Origin of the sequence: Wukongibacter baidiensis, assembly GCF_050888315.1 — a bacterium.
GTDB lineage: Bacteria > Bacillota > Clostridia > Peptostreptococcales > Caminicellaceae > Wukongibacter > Wukongibacter baidiensis.
Map to the genome: position 1 here is coordinate 530,100 of NZ_CP138202.1, position 17,430 is coordinate 547,529.

Sequence of the window (17,430 nt, forward strand, 5' to 3'; positions counted from 1 at the left end):
GAACTTTGGATATATATAAATTAAAGTCCTTACTTGAATCTCTACGTTGTTTTTACAAATTTCCACACATTAATATTTTATACTTATTTACTTTAAAATAAAAGTACTATTTAAGTTTTATATAAAATTTAATGGGCGCCTCGACGGCTCCCATTAAATATATACATGAAAGATACTATCTTAAAATACAGGATTCAGTATCCCATATTTTTTGATTAATCATTATATTTCTTAAATAATATTGTAACATTATGTCCACCAAATCCTAATGAATTTGAAAGAGCATAGTTTACAACTTTTGATCTCCCTTCATTCGGTACGTAGTCTAAATCTAACTCAGGATCTGGGTTTGTATAATTTATTGTAGGTGGAACAAAATCTTCTTTAACAGCCAATAGGCATGCTATCGCTTCAATTGAACCAGCAGCCCCCAGTAAATGACCAGTCATAGACTTTGTTGAGCTTACTGCAAGATTATTTGCATGTTCTCCAAATACTGTTTTTATAGCCATTGTTTCAAATTTATCGTTGTAAGGAGTCGATGTTCCGTGTGCATTTATATAATCTAAATCTTCAGGCTTTATTCCTGCATCATCAATAGCATATTTCATAGATCTAGCAGCACCTTCACCACCTGGGGCTGGAGCTGTAATGTGATGAGCATCAGAGGACATACCGTAGCCAACAATCTCACCATATATCTTGGCTCCACGTTTCTTAGCATGTTCCAATTCTTCCATAATAAGAAGTCCTGCTCCCTCACCCATTACAAAGCCATCTCTATCCCTATCAAAAGGACGGCTAGCTGTCTTCGGATCATCGTTTCTTGTTGACATAGCCTTCATAGTACAGAAACCAGCCATAGAAAGTGGCGTAATTGATGCTTCAGCACCACCAGTACACATTATATCTGCTTCTCCTCTTTCAATAATTCTAAAGGCGTCACCGATAGAATTGGTTGAAGATGCACAAGCTGAAACAGATGTGATAGATGGTCCCCTTGCACCAAGTTCGATAGAAATTCGGCCAGCTCCTATATTCGAGATCATCATTGGTATAAAGAATGGGCTAACTCTTCTTGGTCCTTTTGCACTTAACTTTGTTTGTTCGTTTTCAAGGGTTTCTATACCACCAACACCTGAACCTAGTGCAACACCAAATCTGTCCTTATCAATTTCATCTAAATTCATTTCAGCATCTTCTACAGCTTGCTTTGCTGCTGCAACTGCAAATTGAGTAAATCTGTCCATTCTTCTAGCTTCTTTTTTATCCATGTACTGTGCAGGATCAAAATCTTTAACCTCTGCTGCCATTTGAGTTTTATAGTCTGTTACATCAAATTTTGTAATTATATCTACTCCATTTACACCATTTCTTAGTGCATTCCAATAGTTTTCTCTACCATTACCAATTGGAGAAATTACACCTATTCCAGTTATAACTACTCTTCTCTTACTCAATTTAATTCCTCCTATACCTGTTATAATTATTTATCTTATTTCGTTTTTTCTTCAATGTATTTTGCAATATCTCCAATATTCTTGAAGTTTTCAGCATCTTCGTCAGGAATTTCAACATCAAACTCATCTTCAAGAGCCATGATAACTTCTACAGCATCTAGAGAATCTGCCTCTAAATCATTAATTAGAGAAGTTGTTGGAGTTACCTCTCTATCAGCATCTACATCTAATTGTTCCTTTATTATCTCTACAACCTTATTAAATACCATATTTAACACCTAACCTTTCTCATTTTATCATAGTTTTTTTAATATCAAAGCATAATTCTTTTTAAAAAATTACTACATAACCATTCCACCATCTACTTTGATTACTTGGCCTGTTAAATAACTTGCTTCTTCAGAGCATAAAAATGCTACTACATTAGCTACATCCTTTGCTTCTCCAAGCTTACCTAAAGGAATATTCTTTGTATAATTTTCAACAACTTCCTCAGAAAGCTTATCAGTCATTTCAGTTTGAATGAATCCTGGAGCAACTGCATTAACATTGATACCTCTAGAAGCTAATTCCTTAGCAGTAGATTTTGTAAGACCTATAACACCGGCTTTAGAAGCAGCATAGTTTGCTTGACCAGCATTTCCCATAACACCAACTACTGAAGTGATATTAACTATTTTTCCACTTCTCTGCTTCATCATTTTCTTAGCAATTAGCTTAGTACATAAGAATGTTCCTTTTAAGTTTATATCGATAACCTTATCCCAGTCATCATCTTTCATTCTTATAAGTAAAGTATCTCTTGTTATTCCTGCATTATTGATAAGTATGTCTATGTTTGAAAAATGCTTACCTACTTCTTTAACTAAGTTATTTACATCTTCTGGATTTGAAACATCAGCCTTTATAGCCATCGCTTCTCTACCCATTGCCTTTATTTCTTCAACAACAAGGGCAGCTTTATCAGGGCTGCTAGTGTAGTTAACAACAACGTTAGCTCCATTTTCTGCTAAGTTCAAAGCTATAGCCTTACCTATTCCCCTTGATCCGCCAGTTACTATTGCGGTCTTACCTTCTAATTTCATCTCGCTACCTCCAATATATGTAGTCTTTTAATCTTCTAAAGCCTTTAAAGTCTTTTCAAGCGAAGCCATATCCTCAACGTTTAATAGTGTAACGTCACGAGAAATTCTTTTAATAAATCCTGAAAGAGCTTTACCTGGACCTACTTCTACAAAGGTATTTATTCCAGCATCAATCATTTTTCTAATTGAATCTTCCCAAAGAACAGAACTACTTACTTGGCCAACTAATAGCTCCTTAACAGAAGACTTTGATTCATAGTAGTCAGCAGTTACGTTAGCTATTACTGGGTATGCAAAGTCATTTAGTTCTACCTTATCTAATTCAAGTCCAAGTTTTTCTCCAGCGCCCTTTAACATGCTTGAGTGAAATGGTGCAGAAACATTTAGAACCTTTGCCTTTTTAGCTCCTAATTCCTTACCTATTTCTACTGCCTTTTCAACAGCCTTTACTTCACCTGAAACAACTATTTGTATTGGTGAGTTATAATTAGCTGGTTCTACAACTCCAAACTCCGATGCTCTTTCACACGCCTCTATTACCTTATCTCTTTCAAGTCCAATAAAGGCAGCCATAGTCCCTACACCAAGAGGTACTTCTTCTTGCATGTACTTTCCTCTAGCCTTTACAACCTTTACTGCATCTTCAAATGACATAACACCTGCAGCAACTAGAGCCGAATACTCCCCTAAGCTAAGACCTGCAACCATCTCAGGTACATGACCATGCTCCTTTAGCACTTCATAAATCGCTATACTAGCTGTTAAAATCGATGGCTGAGTATTTTCAGTCTTTTTTAGTTCTTCCTCTGGTCCTTCAAAACAAAGTTTTTTCATATCATATCCTAGAGAGTCAGATGCTCTTTCGAAAACATCATTTGCCACCTTAAAGTTATCTACAAATTCTTTACCCATTCCAACATATTGTGCTCCCTGTCCTGGAAATACAAAAGCGATTTTTTTCATTACATTCACTCCCTACTAATTAATGAAACGACTAATTGATTCATATACTTCTGATGCTTCTTTAATCATCTCTTCAATGATTTCCTTACAAGATTTAATGTCTTTAACGAGTCCTGCTATTTGACCTGCCATAACGGAACCGTTATCTATATCTCCATCAACTACTGACAATCTCAATTTGCCTGCGCCTAATTTTTCAAGTTCTTCTACATCATTAGTTGATTTCTCTAGTTTTTGAAACTCTTTAGCAAATTTATTTTTAATAACTCTAACTGGATGGCCAGTGCTCCTACCGGTTACAATTGTATCTCTATCCTTTGCCTTTAAAACCGATTGCTTGTAGTCTTCATGAATGTTACACTCATTTGAACATATAAACCTTGTTCCTATTTGAACGCCTTCTGCCCCTAGGGCAAAGGCTGCCATCATTCCTCTTCCATCTGCTATTCCACCGGCAGCTATAACTGGAATATCTACTGCATCTACAACCTGTGGCACTAATGCCATTGTAGTCAATTCTCCAATATGTCCACCAGCTTCTGTACCTTCTACAATAATCGCATCCACTCCTGCCTTCTCAACTCTTTTAGCCAATGCTACAGAAGGGACAACTGGTATAATTTTTGTATTTATCTCCTTTAGCATCTTTATGTACTTACCAGGATTACCGGCTCCTGTGGTAATAACCGGAACCTTCTCTCTGAGTACTAAGTCCATTATCTCATCAACATAGGGAGACAACAGCATAACATTGATACCATAGGGCTTATCTGTCAACTTCTTAATCTTTCTAATTTCTTCATCAATAACCTGGGCAGGTGCGTTTCCCGCTGCAATAATTCCGAGTCCACCAGAATTCGAAACTGCCGCAGCTAGCTCTGCAGTAGATACCCATGCCATACCACCCTGGATAATTGGATGCTCAATGTCTAACATTTTGCATATTCTTGAATTCATCAAAACGCACTCCTAAAAATACAATTTATCCCTTTTACCACTTGATTACGCAAGATCCCCATGTCAAGCCGCCGCCAAAACCAACCAATACGACATTATCGCCTTTTTTAATTTTCCCCTTTTCAAGGGCTTCATCTAAGGCAACAGGTATTGATGCAGCTGACATGTTTCCATATGCATCAAGATTAACATATACTTTTTCCATCGGTAGTTTTAGACGTTTTGCAGCCGAGGAAATAATTCTAGTGTTGGCCTGATGCGGAACTAAATAATCAATATCTTCTACACCTAAATCACATAACTTAAGGGCCTCCTTAGCTGCATTTCCCATTATTCTAACTGCAAATTTAAATACTTCACTACCGTCCATTTTTATATAATGAAGACTGTCTTCAACGGTTTGAACTGAAGAAGGCATTCTTGAACCACCAGCAGGAACATTTAAGAACTTTCCACCATTTCCATCAGCGCCTAGATGTGTAGACAGAATTCCACTTCCATCTTCTGTAGGACCTAGTACAACAGCACCTGCTCCATCACCAAATAAAACACAGGTATTTCTGTCATTCCAATTTAGAATCTTAGATAGGGTTTCTGCACCAATTACAAGGACATGGTTGTATAGTCCCGTCTTAATAAACTGATCAGCTATAGATATTCCATATAAAAACCCTGAGCATGCGGCTGATAGGTCAAATGCAGCAGCATTTTTCGCTCCCAAATTACTTTGTACAATACAAGCTGTTGAAGGGAATTGCATATCTGGCGTAACTGTCGCCACTATAATCAAATCTAAATCTTCAGCCGTAATATTTGCTCTTTCTAAGGCTATTTTTGCAGCTTCAGTTGATAAATCCGAAGTAGCGATATTATCCTCAGCTATTCTTCTAGTATGGATTCCTGTTCTTGAAACAATCCAATCATGGGATGTATCTACTATTTTTTCAATATCGTAATTTGATACTACTTTTTCAGGTAAGTATCTACCAGTCCCTAATATTCCAACACTTCTAAAGTTATTATTCAATGCTATCAACTCCTATACGATTTATTTCTTCTTCAATCTTTCCTATCACACTCTTTTTACTGAAGATTTCTCCATATTTAATTGCATTTTTTATAGCTTTACTATTTGAGCTCCCATGTGCCTTAATAACTGGTCTCTTTACTCCCAAAAGTGGAGCTCCTCCATATTCAGTATAATCAAGCTTCGATTTAAATTCTTTTAGTCCACCCTTTAAAATTAATGCTCCAATTTTACTTAAAGTATTTCTAGTAAAAACATCCTTAAGCATCGATGTTAGATTCATAGCAACGCCTTCTGTTAGCTTTAGAATGACGTTCCCAACAAACCCATCACATACTATTACATCGACTATACCATCGGGAATATTTCTAGCTTCAACATTGCCATAAAAATTCATGTCTGTATTTCTCATGATCTCATAGGCATCATTCACTAGTTTGTTTCCTTTTCCCTCTTCAGTTCCTATATTTACTATTCCAACCTTTGGTGATTTTATATCCAAAACTTTTTCTAAATAAATTGAACCCATGATTCCAAATTCCAATAAGTTTCTTGGCTTACAATCAGTATTTGCACCTGCATCAATTAATATAGAAAAACCTTTTTTTGTTGGATAGATCGGAGCAAGAGCAGGTCTGTCAATACCCTTTATTCTCCCTATCCTTAATAGACTTCCTGCCAATAGTGCTCCAGTACTTCCCGCTGATACAAAGGCATCAACATCATTTTTCTTTAGTAGTTCAAAGCCTACTACCATGGAAGAATCTTTTTTCCTACGAATTGCTTGCACTGGTTTGTCTTCATTTGTTATTACATCATCTGCATTAACAATCTCTATTCTTTTGAAATCAGTTGTATTTTTCTCCAGTTCTTTTTTTATAATCTCTTCTTTTCCTATCAGTACAATATCTGAGTCAATTTCCTTCAGTGCTAGTATGCTACCAGAAATTATAGCACTTGGAGCATTGTCTCCGCCCATTGCATCTATTGCTATCTTCATTTTTTACCCTCCCCTAGAACAAAGGCATCCAGCAACCTTAAAACTGTTACCCCAATTTCTTCATTGAAAGTTCTAAGTATTCAGGTCATTCCTTTAGGTATAAACACTTATGTGTCAATAGTACTACTGTAAATTTAATCATTAACCCATAAGAGTATAGACCTAAAAGAATGACATAAATCTGTTAGCATAAAATCTCATTTACTGCTAATCTATGTATAAAATCAAATTGCTCTTAACCGTTTCAGCCTATACAATTATCTATAAAGATACCAAGATAAACTTACCTCTAAATACTTGTTCGTCCTTAACTGATATCTTTACATGAACAAAATAGTTACTTGATCTTATTCTTGTGACTTCAGCCTTAGCAACAAGCTTTTGACCTGATAATACCGGAACCCTATACTTGATATTTGCAACCCCTGTTAAAGCCACATCTGCGTCTATCACAGCCATGGCTAAAGATTCTGCCATAGCAAATATGTAATGGCCCCTTACAATCTTTGTCTTTTTAAAAACCATGCTTGAATTAGTTTCTAAAATAGAAATTCCTCTTTTATTCAGTTCAAGATCAATTAGTTCTCCAACTATTTCTGTTTCAGCAATGGTCCTTACCTTTTTATAATTTAACTTTGCGACATTTCTTACTCGCTCTCTAAGCTCGGGTATATTAAGTCCTAATCTATCTAATCTTATCGTTTGTATACTAACATTAAAAAGTTCACATAACTCTTCATCTGTTATGAAAGGATTTTCTTCTATTTCCTTTATTAGTCTTTCTTGTCTAAGCTTTTTGCTTAATCTTTTAGAAGGCATAATTATCACCTCGTCAAAACTAAATTTATAATTATTATTAGTCAGTTATTAGTACCTGATACTAATAATTAGTATAAATGATTATTAAATTTTATGCAAGGAATTTTTTAACACATAGGAAATTATAAACAGAAACTCTTTATCGGGGTCAGATTTTTCTTCAGAAAATAGCCTCAAATAAAAAATAGTAATGACAACTTTGCCATTACTATTTTTCCCTCTAAGACTAACTAACATATATAGAAATTTGAATATTAGTCAACTTTTATAACTTCTTTGTCTCCATAGTATCCACACTCACCACATACTCTATGAGGTAACTTTGGTTCGTGACACTGAGGACAATTTACAATATTAGGAGCTGTCATCTTAATATTAGAAGCTCTTCTCTTATCTCTTCTTGCCTTCGATGTTTTACGCTTAGGTACTGCCATAATTACACCTCCTCATTATTACTAAAAAAATCTTTTAATTTTTCCAGTCTGGGGTCAATTGTTTCTAAATCACAGTTGCATTCCTTTATGTTAAGATTTTGCCCACATTTCGGACATAATCCTTCACACTCTTCTTTGCATAGAACCTTCATTGGTAAGGAAAAAGCTAAAGCTTCCTCTAAAACAACTGATAAATCTAAGTAATCACCCTTAAGGCATTCATTATCATTATTATTCTCGTCTTCAGCCACTTGAATGTCAAATTCTATATCACCAGAAATGTTCTTTTTAAATTCTTTCAAGCATCTACTGCATCTAAAAACTATTTCTCCAGAAAAACTAGCATCTATAAAGATATTTTCACTTTCTTTATAAATTTCTCCTGAAAGACTTATAGGGCTTGCTTCAACTATATTATAATCATATAGAAGATTTGAAGCTTTTAAATCATATTCAAGATTGATATCAATTGATTCAGTTTTTTCTGAAACAAGTTTAGAAATATTGATATTCATCAGTTCACCCCATAGCACGGACAGATTTATTATACAAACCCATATCTCATTTGTCAAGTAAAAGTACTTGATAATATCTAAATATTTTATCGTAAGTCATTTTTCGAAGAAAACCCGACATGGATGGACTCGATGTCCAAATTTATATTCTTAACTTATATATAGATAAATAAACAACTTTAAGATCTATTAAATCTTGAAGTTGTTTATCTTTAACTACTTATTACTTAAGAAGTTCAACAGTATCTTTAGCAATCATTAATTCTTCATTAGTAGGAACTACTAAAACTTTAACTGTTGAATCATCAGTACTTACAACAACTTCCTTACCTCTTACATTATTCTTTTCTTTATCAAGCTTAACGCCCATAAACTCAAGACCTTCACAGATCTTTTCTCTGTTTGCAGCTGAGTTCTCACCAAGACCAGCTGTGAATACTATTGCATCTACGCCACCCATAACAGCAGCATAAGCAGCTACATACTTTTTAACTCTCATATCAAACTTCTCTAATGCAAGTTGTGCTCTCTCATTTCCATCTGCTGCAGCTTGTTCGATATCTCTAAAGTCACTGCTAACTCCTGAGATTCCAAATACACCAGATTTTTTATTCATAAGATTGTTGATTCCTGCTACATCAAGATTTTCTTTTTCCATAATGAATGTTACGATAGCTGGATCAATGTCTCCACATCTTGTACCCATAGCTAAACCTTCTAATGGAGTAAAGCCCATACTTGTATCTACAGATTGTCCATCTTTAATTGCAGCTAAGCTTGCACCATTTCCTAAGTGGCAAGTAATCATTTTTAGTTCTTTCATATCTTTACCAAGAATCTCTGCTGTTCTAGCAGATACATATCTGTGGCTAGTTCCGTGGAAACCATACTTTCTTATTCCATACTTTTCATATAATTCATATGGAAGTGGGTAGATATATGCAGAACTTGGCATTGTTTGGTGGAAAGCTGTATCAAAAACTCCTACCATTGGTACTCCAGGCATTAACTCTCCGATAGCTCTGATACCAATAAGGTTTGGTGGATTATGTAATGGAGCTAATTCAATACACTCTTCAAGTGCTGCAATTACTTCATCATCAATAATTACAGAACCACTGAATTTCTCTCCGCCGTGTACCACTCTGTGACCAACAGCATTGATTTCCTTCAGTTCCTTAATAGCACCGTGATTTTCATCAACAAGGGCATCTAGTACTATTTTTAGAGCATCTTTATGATCCTTCATCGGCTGTTCAATTACAACCTTGTCCATTCCAGGAATTTCGTGCTTTACTCTAGAACCTTCGATACCAATTCTTTCAGCTAGACCTATAGCTAAAACATTTTCATTTTTCATATCAATTAATTGATATTTTAGTGAAGAACTACCACAGTTAATAACCAATACTTTCATTGATAAGCCTCCTTAAAATCTAAAAAGTTTTTTTCACTGTTAAGCAAATATCTGCTAACTATTTCTATGTCTTTTTAGAGTAAAAACTACATATGATTTCAGTCTTTCGTTCATGATAAGGTTTTCACTCAACAAATAAGTTGACAACGACAAAATAATTAATACATATTTTACTTATCAGATTTAAATACATTTTTATAATAGAATTATATCAATATTTATATTTTGATACGTAACTATATAAAAATATGTATAATTTAATCGAGAAATCAGAAATTTACCCAATCATACTAATTATAAAATAACCATAAAATTTTTCAAGCTAAAATCGTGAAATTTTTAATTTTTTTCAAAAAATAATCATGATCACATATAGATTTTTACCTACTCGAACCTTTTTTATGCTATTTTGCAATATTCTGCATTTAAATGAATGCTCTTATATCATTGCTCTAGTAGGATATGAATATGCTACATAAGTGTCTATAGTATATGTTGTAAATCACATGCAATTAGGGTAAACTTTTAGTGTAATTAGTACTCTTATGGGAGGTAAGTATGAATGTAGTCGGTTTAATTACGGAATATAATCCATTCCACAATGGTCATAAGTATCATCTTGAAAAATCTAAGGAATTGTCAGGTGCAAGCCATTCCGTGGCTGTTATGAGCGGAAATTTTCTTCAGCGGGGAGAACCTGCACTATTGGATAAGTGGGTGCGAGCAGAAATTGCTGTAAGAGAAGGTGTAGACCTAGTCATAGAACTTCCAACAATCTTTTCCTGCAACAGTGCTGAATTTTTTGCTTTTGGAGGAATAAGCCTATTAGAATCTTTAAAAATTGTCGATTCTTTTTGTTTTGGCAGTGAACTAGGAAGCCTTGATGATTTACACTTAGTCTCAGATTTATTAATCAATGAGCCCTTGGATTTTAAGGACCTTCTTAAAAAACATCTAGACAATGGACTTACATTTCCCCTAGCTAGGCAAAAAGCAATGGGAGAATATTTAGGTAACAAACTTGAAAATATCAGTACACTTAGTTCTCCGAACAATATTTTGGGTATAGAGTACCTTAAAGCTTTAAAGGTTTTGAAAAGCAATATTATTCCACTAACAATAAAGAGAATAGCAGCAGAGTATAATTCTACTGAAATAAATGGCAAAATATGTAGTGCCACTGCCATAAGAAAATTGTTAAAAGAAAGTCATACTTTTCTAGAGGATTTGGAGAATGTTGTTCCCCCCAATAGTTATGAAGTTATAAAAAAAGCAATTACCGAAGGAAAGGGGCCTATTTTTTCTAGTGATTTAGAGCAAATTATTTTTTATAGACTCCGTACAATCTCTATAGATGACTTAAAACATATCCATGATATAAATGAAGGTCTAGAAAACAGATTAAAGAGTGGTGCCTCATTGTCTGCCACCTACAGTAGTTTGATTCAATTTTTAAAAACAAAGAGATATACTCAAACCCGTCTCCAAAGAGCACTAATAAAAACAGTTCTTGGTATAACTAGCAATGATATTGTATCTTTTTCAGAGAAAAATCTCCCTCACTATATTAGAGTATTAGGCTTTAACGATAAAGGAGCGGCTCTATTAAAGAGAATTAAAAAAGAAAGTGATTTACCTATCATAACAAATTTAAAGAGATATGACCCTCAAAATGATATAGCTAGTAGAATGATAGAAATAGATAAGATGGCAACAGATGTTTATACTCTTTTATATAAAAATCTAGATTTAACTAAGGGTGGTCAGGACTATACTAAAAAGCCATACATAAACCCAAATTATTCAAGGAAAGTTTAAAAGAGTACATATAATCTAGAGTAATAAAAATCTATTTATTTCAATATATTATAAATATATCTTGGTCTAGGGAGGAAGCCGTATTGACTAACTTTATCATTATCATAACAATAATTTCAGTCCTTTTATTTTTGAGAGTAAAATATTTAGGTTTATATAAAAAGGTTAAGTTTATTACTTTAGTGTCAATTGTCTTTATAATGGTTTTTTATATCCTCATTTATCCTAGTGAAATTATTGAAGCTACCCGTAGTGGTATTTTATTGTGGGCAAATGTAGTCTTACCTTCCCTGCTCCCCTTTTTTATTGGAGCAGAACTCTTAGTTGGTCTAGGACTTGTTAAGTTTATCGGCGTTCTTATAGAGCCTATTATTCGTCCAATATTTCATGTACCTGGAGAAGCCTCATTTATCTTTGCAATGAGTATAACATCAGGCTATCCTATTGGAGTAAAGCTAACTTCTAATTTGAGAAAAAGTAATGTTATTAGTCAATCTGAAGCGCAGAGAATAATCTCTTTTTGTAGTACATCGGGTCCATTATTTATGATTGGGGCTGTAGCTAATGTAACATTGTAATATTTCTCTTCCCCTCCCCACCATCACTCATCTTAACTGTACTATAAATCTAATTACTCTTTCAATCTAGCTATTATCTTCATCATCATTATTTCTAAGTGACACATTTACAGGATAGGCACACTCTATAAGACTTTTTACAGGCTTAAAAAATAATCGTTCTAAATCATAACTAGTTATATCATACTTAGAGACTTTTTCATCTAGGGTATCTATATCATCTTCTCTAAAATTTTCTGTTTTAATTCCATCATCCAATTTAAAATTGAAATATACTCTCATGGCAAGCCCCCTCTTTTTAATCATATTTCCACCTAGGTTTGTACTATTACCAAAAGTTTTAGCCATATCGAGATCGCAATAAATCTTTAACTGGTACATATTTATGTGATATAATTTAAATCGTATTTACAATCGTAATTCATAGAATAAGGAGAGCTATTATGTTAGAACTAAAAATCAAGAAAATACATCCCGACGCAGTAATTCCTAGATACGCCCATGCTTCAGATGCTGGTATGGACATATATTCTATCGAGGAAAAGATCATTGATCCCGGTGAAACCTCTCTTATTAAAACCGGTATAGTAATAGAGCTTCCTAAGGATACAGAGGCACAGGTTAGACCTAGAAGTGGACTTGCTTTAAAATCTTCAATCACTGTATTAAATACTCCTGGTACTATCGATGAGGGGTATCGAGGTGAAATCTGTATTATTCTTATTAACCATGGTAAAAAGTCTTTTAAGGTTGAAAAGCATATGCGTATTGCCCAGATGGTTATAAAAAATGTTTTAAAAGTCAGAGTAAAGGAAGTTTCGGAAGTTTCAGAGTCCGATAGAAATACTGGTGGATTTGGTTCGACTGGTACAAAATAATATTACATATACTATATAAAAACGAAGAGACTATATGTCTCTTCGTTTTTATTTTTATATATTACCTAATCTTTAAAAAGATTTTAAAAAATAGTTCTTTATCCCCTTATGTATTCGTATTCTTTACTATACAACCAGATTCAAAGGGGGATCTTTATGAAAAAGGCCGCAATATATGCACGGGTTTCCTCAAAGGAACAAGCCGAGGAAGGCGTATCTATTCCTGCGCAGCTAAAACAACTTAAGGAGTACGCCATAAACAATGGCTATGAAATTTCATATGAATTTGTTGATCGTGGTGAATCTGCTAGATCGGCCGATAGACCGGAATTCCAAAGTATGATAGCCATGGCTAAATTAAAGCCTCGTCCCTTCAATGTAATACTCATTCATAAAACCGACAGATTTGCAAGAAATCGTGAAGATTCTATTGTATATAAATCCCTTTTGCGCCGTGAGTGCGGAGTTGAAGTTATTTCCATTACCGAAAATTTCGATGACTCTCCTACCGGAAAGATGATGGAAGGCATTATGGAGGTCGTAGCTGAATTCTATTCTGCTAATCTTGCTAAGGAAGTAATGAAGGGAATGGAAGAAAAGGCCTCAGAAGGTGGTGCTCTTGGAGAGCCACCCTACGGCTATTATATTGATACTGACAGTTCAAAATTTAGAATCTACGAACCAGAATCTAAGGTTGTTAGATACATTTATCGGCAATATATTAATGGCTCAAGTCTTAGAGCTATCGGGGTTGATCTTCGCCAAAATGGCCTAATGATGTTTGGCGAAGCTGCTCTAACCAAGAAATCAAAGGCTGTAAAGGGTAGAGGCAAATATCAAGATAGAAAGTTAAAGTGGCAGCCCAACTCTGTCCGTCGTACACTTTCAAACATTTCATATCTTGGAGATTATGTTTGGAATGGACATCTTATAAAAAACAACCATCCTAAAATTATATCAAGAGAAAATTTTGAAATGGTTCAAGATCTCCTATCAAAGAGACGCACTAGGCGTAAACAAAGTCAGGACTATTTACTTAGGGGTCTTGTACGATGTTATGAATGTGGTGGCGGACTCTCACAATTTAATCAAAGGCATGAACTATCAACTGGTGAGGTGAAGACATATACCTATTTAAGGTGTTCAAACCATGTAAGACTTAAAGTTTGTTATCCGAATCTAAGTAAAATGAAAAATATTGAGGCAGAGTTTATGGGTTTTTTTAAGAATATAATTGAAAATAAAATTGATTTTGCAAGTCTTAATATAAAGCAAGCTAATAATGAGAACATTTTAGATGACTATAATAGATTGAAAATGAAATATAATGGTATAGCTTCTCAATTCGATAGGCAAATGGAGGCCTTCCAGGCGGGCGTAATTGATTTAAAACAGCTTCAAAGGTATAAAGACATGCTTAAGGGTGAAAAAGAGCGTTTAAAAGGGGATTTAGACGTTTTAAGAAAGAAAATAGATAGTACAGAATATAATCATTCCTATTTTCTTAAAAAACTCACAAATGTATCAGCTATTATTGAAAATGTCTCCATTCCACTTGTTAACAAGAAAAATGCACTCAACTCTGTTATAGATGAAATAAGAGTTAGTTCTGAAGAGAGCATTATGGAAGTAACTTTTAAGCTAAACCTGCATTAAGCTAGTTCATATTCTATTACAATGTTAATATAGCTGTAGCGGTAGGAATGTTTAATAACCCAAGCATAGGACCATATATCCTCTTTGCTCACTATTTAGGTGCAATTACAGTAGGTATCCTATTTAGGTTTTTCAGTAGGGATGATAAGTTTAGTTATCATAGAAACTACGAAAAAACTAACATATTCAAAAAGGCCATTGATGAAATGCTAAAGGAAAGACAAAAAGACGGCAGAGCCATTGGTAAACTATTAAGTGATTCAGTTAGAGAATCTATTTCCACATTGGTTCTTGTTGGAGGGTTAATTGTTACTTTTTCAGTTTTAACAAGAGAATTATATTTAATAGGTTTTTTTAATTATGTAATAGAGGCTACTAACCTTATTTCAATAGGTAAAATTAATATTCCAAGTGATATGGTAGAAGCTATACTCACAGGAGCTATTGAAATTACCATGGGATGTAAGAAGGCATCAGAAGCTTTAAACACCTCTCCTATTATGCAAATAACACTGGCAACCATGATAATTTCTTGGAGCGGCATATCTGTTCATGCTCAAGCCGCAAGTATCCTTAACGATACAGATATAAAGTTAAACTCCTATGTATTATCAAAGTTCTTTCACTCTATAATATCCGGCATATACGTATATACTTTCTTAAAAATTAATAATTTCAAATTTGATGCGGTACCAAGAGAGGTTTTCTCTGAAGGAATTGAGAATGTCTTCAACTATACTTGGATAAACAGATTGATTTTCTCTACAAATATGTTCTTTATAATTTTCCTTACTCTAGTAGTAGTTGGTACTTTAATAGGCATTCTAAAGAAAAATTAAAAGGGTGTTTTAGAATGACGAATTTCTGCGTTGCTTAAAATTCATTCATTCTGAAACACCCTGTAGCTAAACTCATAAGAATATTTTATGAGAACGCCCCTTATTTACTTGGAACTCTCTATATTTTCATATTTTTCAATTCGTCCCTATTAACTTTAAGTGTACTTAATATCTCTGATGTATTTTTTTCTAATTTATCTAGAATCTCATCTGCATATTGTATTGATGCGACTTTCATATCATTAGCTTTTTCTTCTGATTTGGATATGATCTCTTCAGCCTTTTCTTGTGCCAATTTAACTATTTCATCTCTTTCTGCTAACTCTTCTATCCTGCTCTTAGCATTTTGGATTAATCTATCGGCCTCCTGCTGAGCCTCAACTAATATCTTATTTCTTTCTTCCTTTATCCATTGAGCTTGCTTAACTTCATCAGGTAACTGAATCCTAATTTCTTTTATTAATTCGGTTATTTCATCCTTATCAAGTAAAACCTTACCTGAAAAAGGTATAGAAGATCCGTTTTCAATCATATCTTCAAGCATATCAATAAGTTTTAAGACACTCATTCTAAATCCCCCTTTATATCTTTTTTCTCATCTCTTCAATTACAACCTCGGGCACCAACTCATCAATGCGCCCTCCGAATTTGAATACTTCCTTTACAAGACTTGAGCTTAGGTATGAATATTGGCTATTTGTCATCATAAACATAGTTTCAACATTTTTATCAAGCTTTCTATTCATTAAAGCCATTTGAAACTCATATTCGAAGTCAGAAACTGCTCTGAGCCCCTTTACTATTACATTAACATTTTTCTCCCTAGCATAATCAATTAATAGTCCTGAAAAACAATCTATTTCAATGTTGTCCATATCTGCAGTAGCTTGTCTTATCATTTCTACTCTCTCACTCAGATTAAACATTGGATTCTTATTTGGATTGTTTAACACTGCAACAATAACCTTGTCAAAAATCTCTGCCGATCTTCTTATTATATCTAAATGTCCATATGTAATTGGGTCAAAGCTTCCTGGATAAACTGCGCTTCTCATATTAATCCTCCTTGCAATAGAATGAAACCATGGTCGTTCCATATTTTCTTTCTTTAAATTTTGTTATATCTTTAACTGTTTCTGGTAATATATCCTTTATATCATGCTCTATAACAATTATACCATCTATATTTAATAAGTTTAAGTCACTTATTTCTTCTAAACAAGGAATAATAAAACCCTTTAAGTAAGGCGGATCCATAAAAATTATATCAAATCTCTCGTTATTGTCCTTAAACATTTTCAAAGCCGAAACTGCATCCTTTATTATTAACTTTATGCTATCATCTAATTTAGCTTTATTAATATTCTCTTTTATAATAGGCTGACACTTTCTATTTTTTTCTATTAAATATGCATATGCCGCTCCTCGGCTTACAGCCTCTAATCCTAAATTCCCTGTACCCGAAAATAAGTCTAGTACCTTTGAATCGTCTACATACGGAGCTATAATATTAAAAATTGACTCTTTAACCTTATCACTAGTAGGCCTTGTATCCATACCCTTTAGAGCTTTCAATCTTACACCCTTTGCTTTTCCACTAATTATCCTCAATCTATACGCTCCTCTCAAGAATATATTTTAGCATAAATGCAAAATCTGAACAAATATATTTATATAGTTCTAACATCCTAAAATATATAAAAAAAGAAGAGGTAGTAGATAAATTCTACTACCTCTTCTTTTTTTATATATTATTTTCCTGACATTTGTCTTTCAGCCATTTCAACTAATCTCTTAGTCATATAACCACCAACATAACCATTTTGTCTAGCTGTTAAGTTACCTTTGTCAGCTGTTTGGTAGTTTGCTAAGCCAAGTTCACTAGCTATTTCCATTTTCATTTGGTTAAGTGCTTGTCTAGCTTCTGGAACAACTTTTTTGTTTGCCATGTTTTTTCACCTCCTGTACTATTAATGTCTCCAGC

The 17,430-nt window shown here is 33.9% G+C and carries 21 protein-coding genes; 5 read left to right on the forward strand and 16 right to left on the reverse strand.

Going from position 1 to position 17,430, the window contains the following annotated elements:
* Nucleotides 1–215 precede the first annotated feature (215 nt).
* The 11 genes from fabF to R9X47_RS02645 all read right to left on the reverse strand — a co-directional run bounded on the left by fabF (nucleotide 216) and on the right by R9X47_RS02645 (nucleotide 9,677).
* Nucleotides 216–1,460, reverse strand: a complete 1,245-nt coding sequence (gene fabF / locus R9X47_RS02595) for a beta-ketoacyl-ACP synthase II (RefSeq protein WP_432665136.1) — start codon at nucleotides 1,458–1,460, stop codon at nucleotides 216–218.
* A 35-nt stretch (nucleotides 1,461–1,495) separates the two neighbouring features.
* Nucleotides 1,496–1,729, reverse strand: a complete 234-nt coding sequence (gene acpP / locus R9X47_RS02600) for an acyl carrier protein (RefSeq protein WP_432665137.1) — start codon at nucleotides 1,727–1,729, stop codon at nucleotides 1,496–1,498.
* A 72-nt stretch (nucleotides 1,730–1,801) separates the two neighbouring features.
* Entirely contained in the window at nucleotides 1,802–2,545 is a 744-nt protein-coding gene (gene fabG / locus R9X47_RS02605) for a 3-oxoacyl-[acyl-carrier-protein] reductase (protein WP_432665138.1), read from the reverse strand.
* Between the two features lie 27 nt (nucleotides 2,546–2,572).
* Complete coding sequence (gene fabD / locus R9X47_RS02610) at nucleotides 2,573–3,508, reverse strand: ACP S-malonyltransferase (protein WP_432665139.1); 936 nt, start codon at nucleotides 3,506–3,508, stop codon at nucleotides 2,573–2,575.
* Nucleotides 3,509–3,523: 15 nt separating this feature from the next.
* Complete coding sequence (gene fabK / locus R9X47_RS02615; RefSeq protein WP_432665141.1) at nucleotides 3,524–4,465, reverse strand: enoyl-[acyl-carrier-protein] reductase FabK; 942 nt, start codon at nucleotides 4,463–4,465, stop codon at nucleotides 3,524–3,526.
* A 34-nt stretch (nucleotides 4,466–4,499) separates the two neighbouring features.
* Nucleotides 4,500–5,492 (reverse strand): beta-ketoacyl-ACP synthase III, encoded by a 993-nt coding sequence (locus R9X47_RS02620; RefSeq protein ID WP_432665142.1) that lies wholly within the window; start codon nucleotides 5,490–5,492, stop codon nucleotides 4,500–4,502.
* Complete coding sequence (gene plsX / locus R9X47_RS02625; RefSeq protein WP_432665143.1) at nucleotides 5,485–6,492, reverse strand: phosphate acyltransferase PlsX; 1,008 nt, start codon at nucleotides 6,490–6,492, stop codon at nucleotides 5,485–5,487. The genes R9X47_RS02620 and plsX overlap by 8 nt, the downstream gene beginning before the upstream one ends.
* Nucleotides 6,493–6,753: 261 nt before the next feature.
* Nucleotides 6,754–7,311, reverse strand: a complete 558-nt coding sequence (fapR, locus tag R9X47_RS02630) for a transcription factor FapR (RefSeq protein ID WP_432665144.1) — start codon at nucleotides 7,309–7,311, stop codon at nucleotides 6,754–6,756.
* Between the two features lie 254 nt (nucleotides 7,312–7,565).
* On the reverse strand, nucleotides 7,566–7,745 hold the full coding sequence (rpmF, locus tag R9X47_RS02635) for a 50S ribosomal protein L32 (RefSeq protein WP_432665145.1): 180 nt from the start codon (nucleotides 7,743–7,745) through the stop codon (nucleotides 7,566–7,568).
* A gap of 2 nt (nucleotides 7,746–7,747) precedes the next feature.
* Nucleotides 7,748–8,260, reverse strand: coding sequence for a YceD family protein (locus R9X47_RS02640; RefSeq protein ID WP_432665146.1), 513 nt, complete (start codon nucleotides 8,258–8,260; stop codon nucleotides 7,748–7,750).
* 223 nt (nucleotides 8,261–8,483) lie between these two features.
* Entirely contained in the window at nucleotides 8,484–9,677 is a 1,194-nt protein-coding gene (locus R9X47_RS02645) for an acetate kinase (protein WP_432665147.1), read from the reverse strand.
* Between the two features lie 558 nt (nucleotides 9,678–10,235).
* On the opposite strand from R9X47_RS02645, the gene R9X47_RS02650 reads away from it, so the two are divergent.
* Together R9X47_RS02650 and R9X47_RS02655 are read left to right on the forward strand one after the other, a co-directional pair.
* The gene (locus tag R9X47_RS02650; RefSeq protein ID WP_432665148.1) at nucleotides 10,236–11,495 is read left to right on the forward strand and encodes a nucleotidyltransferase; all 1,260 of its coding nucleotides are present in this window, start codon (nucleotides 10,236–10,238) and stop codon (nucleotides 11,493–11,495) included.
* An 83-nt stretch (nucleotides 11,496–11,578) separates the two neighbouring features.
* On the forward strand, nucleotides 11,579–12,073 hold the full coding sequence (locus tag R9X47_RS02655) for a nucleoside recognition domain-containing protein (protein ID WP_432665149.1): 495 nt from the start codon (nucleotides 11,579–11,581) through the stop codon (nucleotides 12,071–12,073).
* A 66-nt stretch (nucleotides 12,074–12,139) separates the two neighbouring features.
* On the opposite strand, the gene R9X47_RS02660 is transcribed toward R9X47_RS02655, so the two are convergent.
* Entirely contained in the window at nucleotides 12,140–12,379 is a 240-nt protein-coding gene (locus R9X47_RS02660; protein WP_432665150.1) for a hypothetical protein, read from the reverse strand.
* A gap of 137 nt (nucleotides 12,380–12,516) precedes the next feature.
* Here R9X47_RS02660 and dut point away from each other — a divergent pair, with 137 nt between their 5' ends.
* The 3 genes from dut to R9X47_RS02675 all read left to right on the forward strand — a co-directional run bounded on the left by dut (nucleotide 12,517) and on the right by R9X47_RS02675 (nucleotide 15,446).
* Nucleotides 12,517–12,951 carry a dUTP diphosphatase gene (gene dut, locus R9X47_RS02665; RefSeq protein ID WP_432665151.1) on the forward strand — a complete coding sequence of 145 codons (435 nt, stop codon included), beginning with the start codon at nucleotides 12,517–12,519 and terminating at the stop codon, nucleotides 12,949–12,951.
* A 156-nt stretch (nucleotides 12,952–13,107) separates the two neighbouring features.
* Entirely contained in the window at nucleotides 13,108–14,607 is a 1,500-nt protein-coding gene (locus R9X47_RS02670; RefSeq protein WP_432665152.1) for a recombinase family protein, read from the forward strand.
* A 47-nt stretch (nucleotides 14,608–14,654) separates the two neighbouring features.
* Nucleotides 14,655–15,446, forward strand: coding sequence for a hypothetical protein (locus R9X47_RS02675; protein WP_432665153.1), 792 nt, complete (start codon nucleotides 14,655–14,657; stop codon nucleotides 15,444–15,446).
* A gap of 118 nt (nucleotides 15,447–15,564) precedes the next feature.
* On the opposite strand, the gene R9X47_RS02680 is transcribed toward R9X47_RS02675, so the two are convergent.
* The 4 genes from R9X47_RS02680 to R9X47_RS02695 form a co-directional block, all read right to left on the reverse strand.
* A complete protein-coding gene (locus tag R9X47_RS02680; protein WP_432665154.1) occupies nucleotides 15,565–16,014 on the reverse strand; it encodes an ATPase in 450 nt (149 codons plus the stop codon).
* Between the two features lie 13 nt (nucleotides 16,015–16,027).
* Complete coding sequence (gene coaD, locus R9X47_RS02685; protein ID WP_432665155.1) at nucleotides 16,028–16,501, reverse strand: pantetheine-phosphate adenylyltransferase; 474 nt, start codon at nucleotides 16,499–16,501, stop codon at nucleotides 16,028–16,030.
* Nucleotide 16,502: 1 nt separating this feature from the next.
* Entirely contained in the window at nucleotides 16,503–17,057 is a 555-nt protein-coding gene (rsmD, locus tag R9X47_RS02690; RefSeq protein ID WP_432665156.1) for a 16S rRNA (guanine(966)-N(2))-methyltransferase RsmD, read from the reverse strand.
* 140 nt (nucleotides 17,058–17,197) lie between these two features.
* Nucleotides 17,198–17,395, reverse strand: a complete 198-nt coding sequence (locus R9X47_RS02695) for a small, acid-soluble spore protein, alpha/beta type (protein WP_432665157.1) — start codon at nucleotides 17,393–17,395, stop codon at nucleotides 17,198–17,200.
* Between the last annotated feature and the right edge of the window lie 35 nt (nucleotides 17,396–17,430).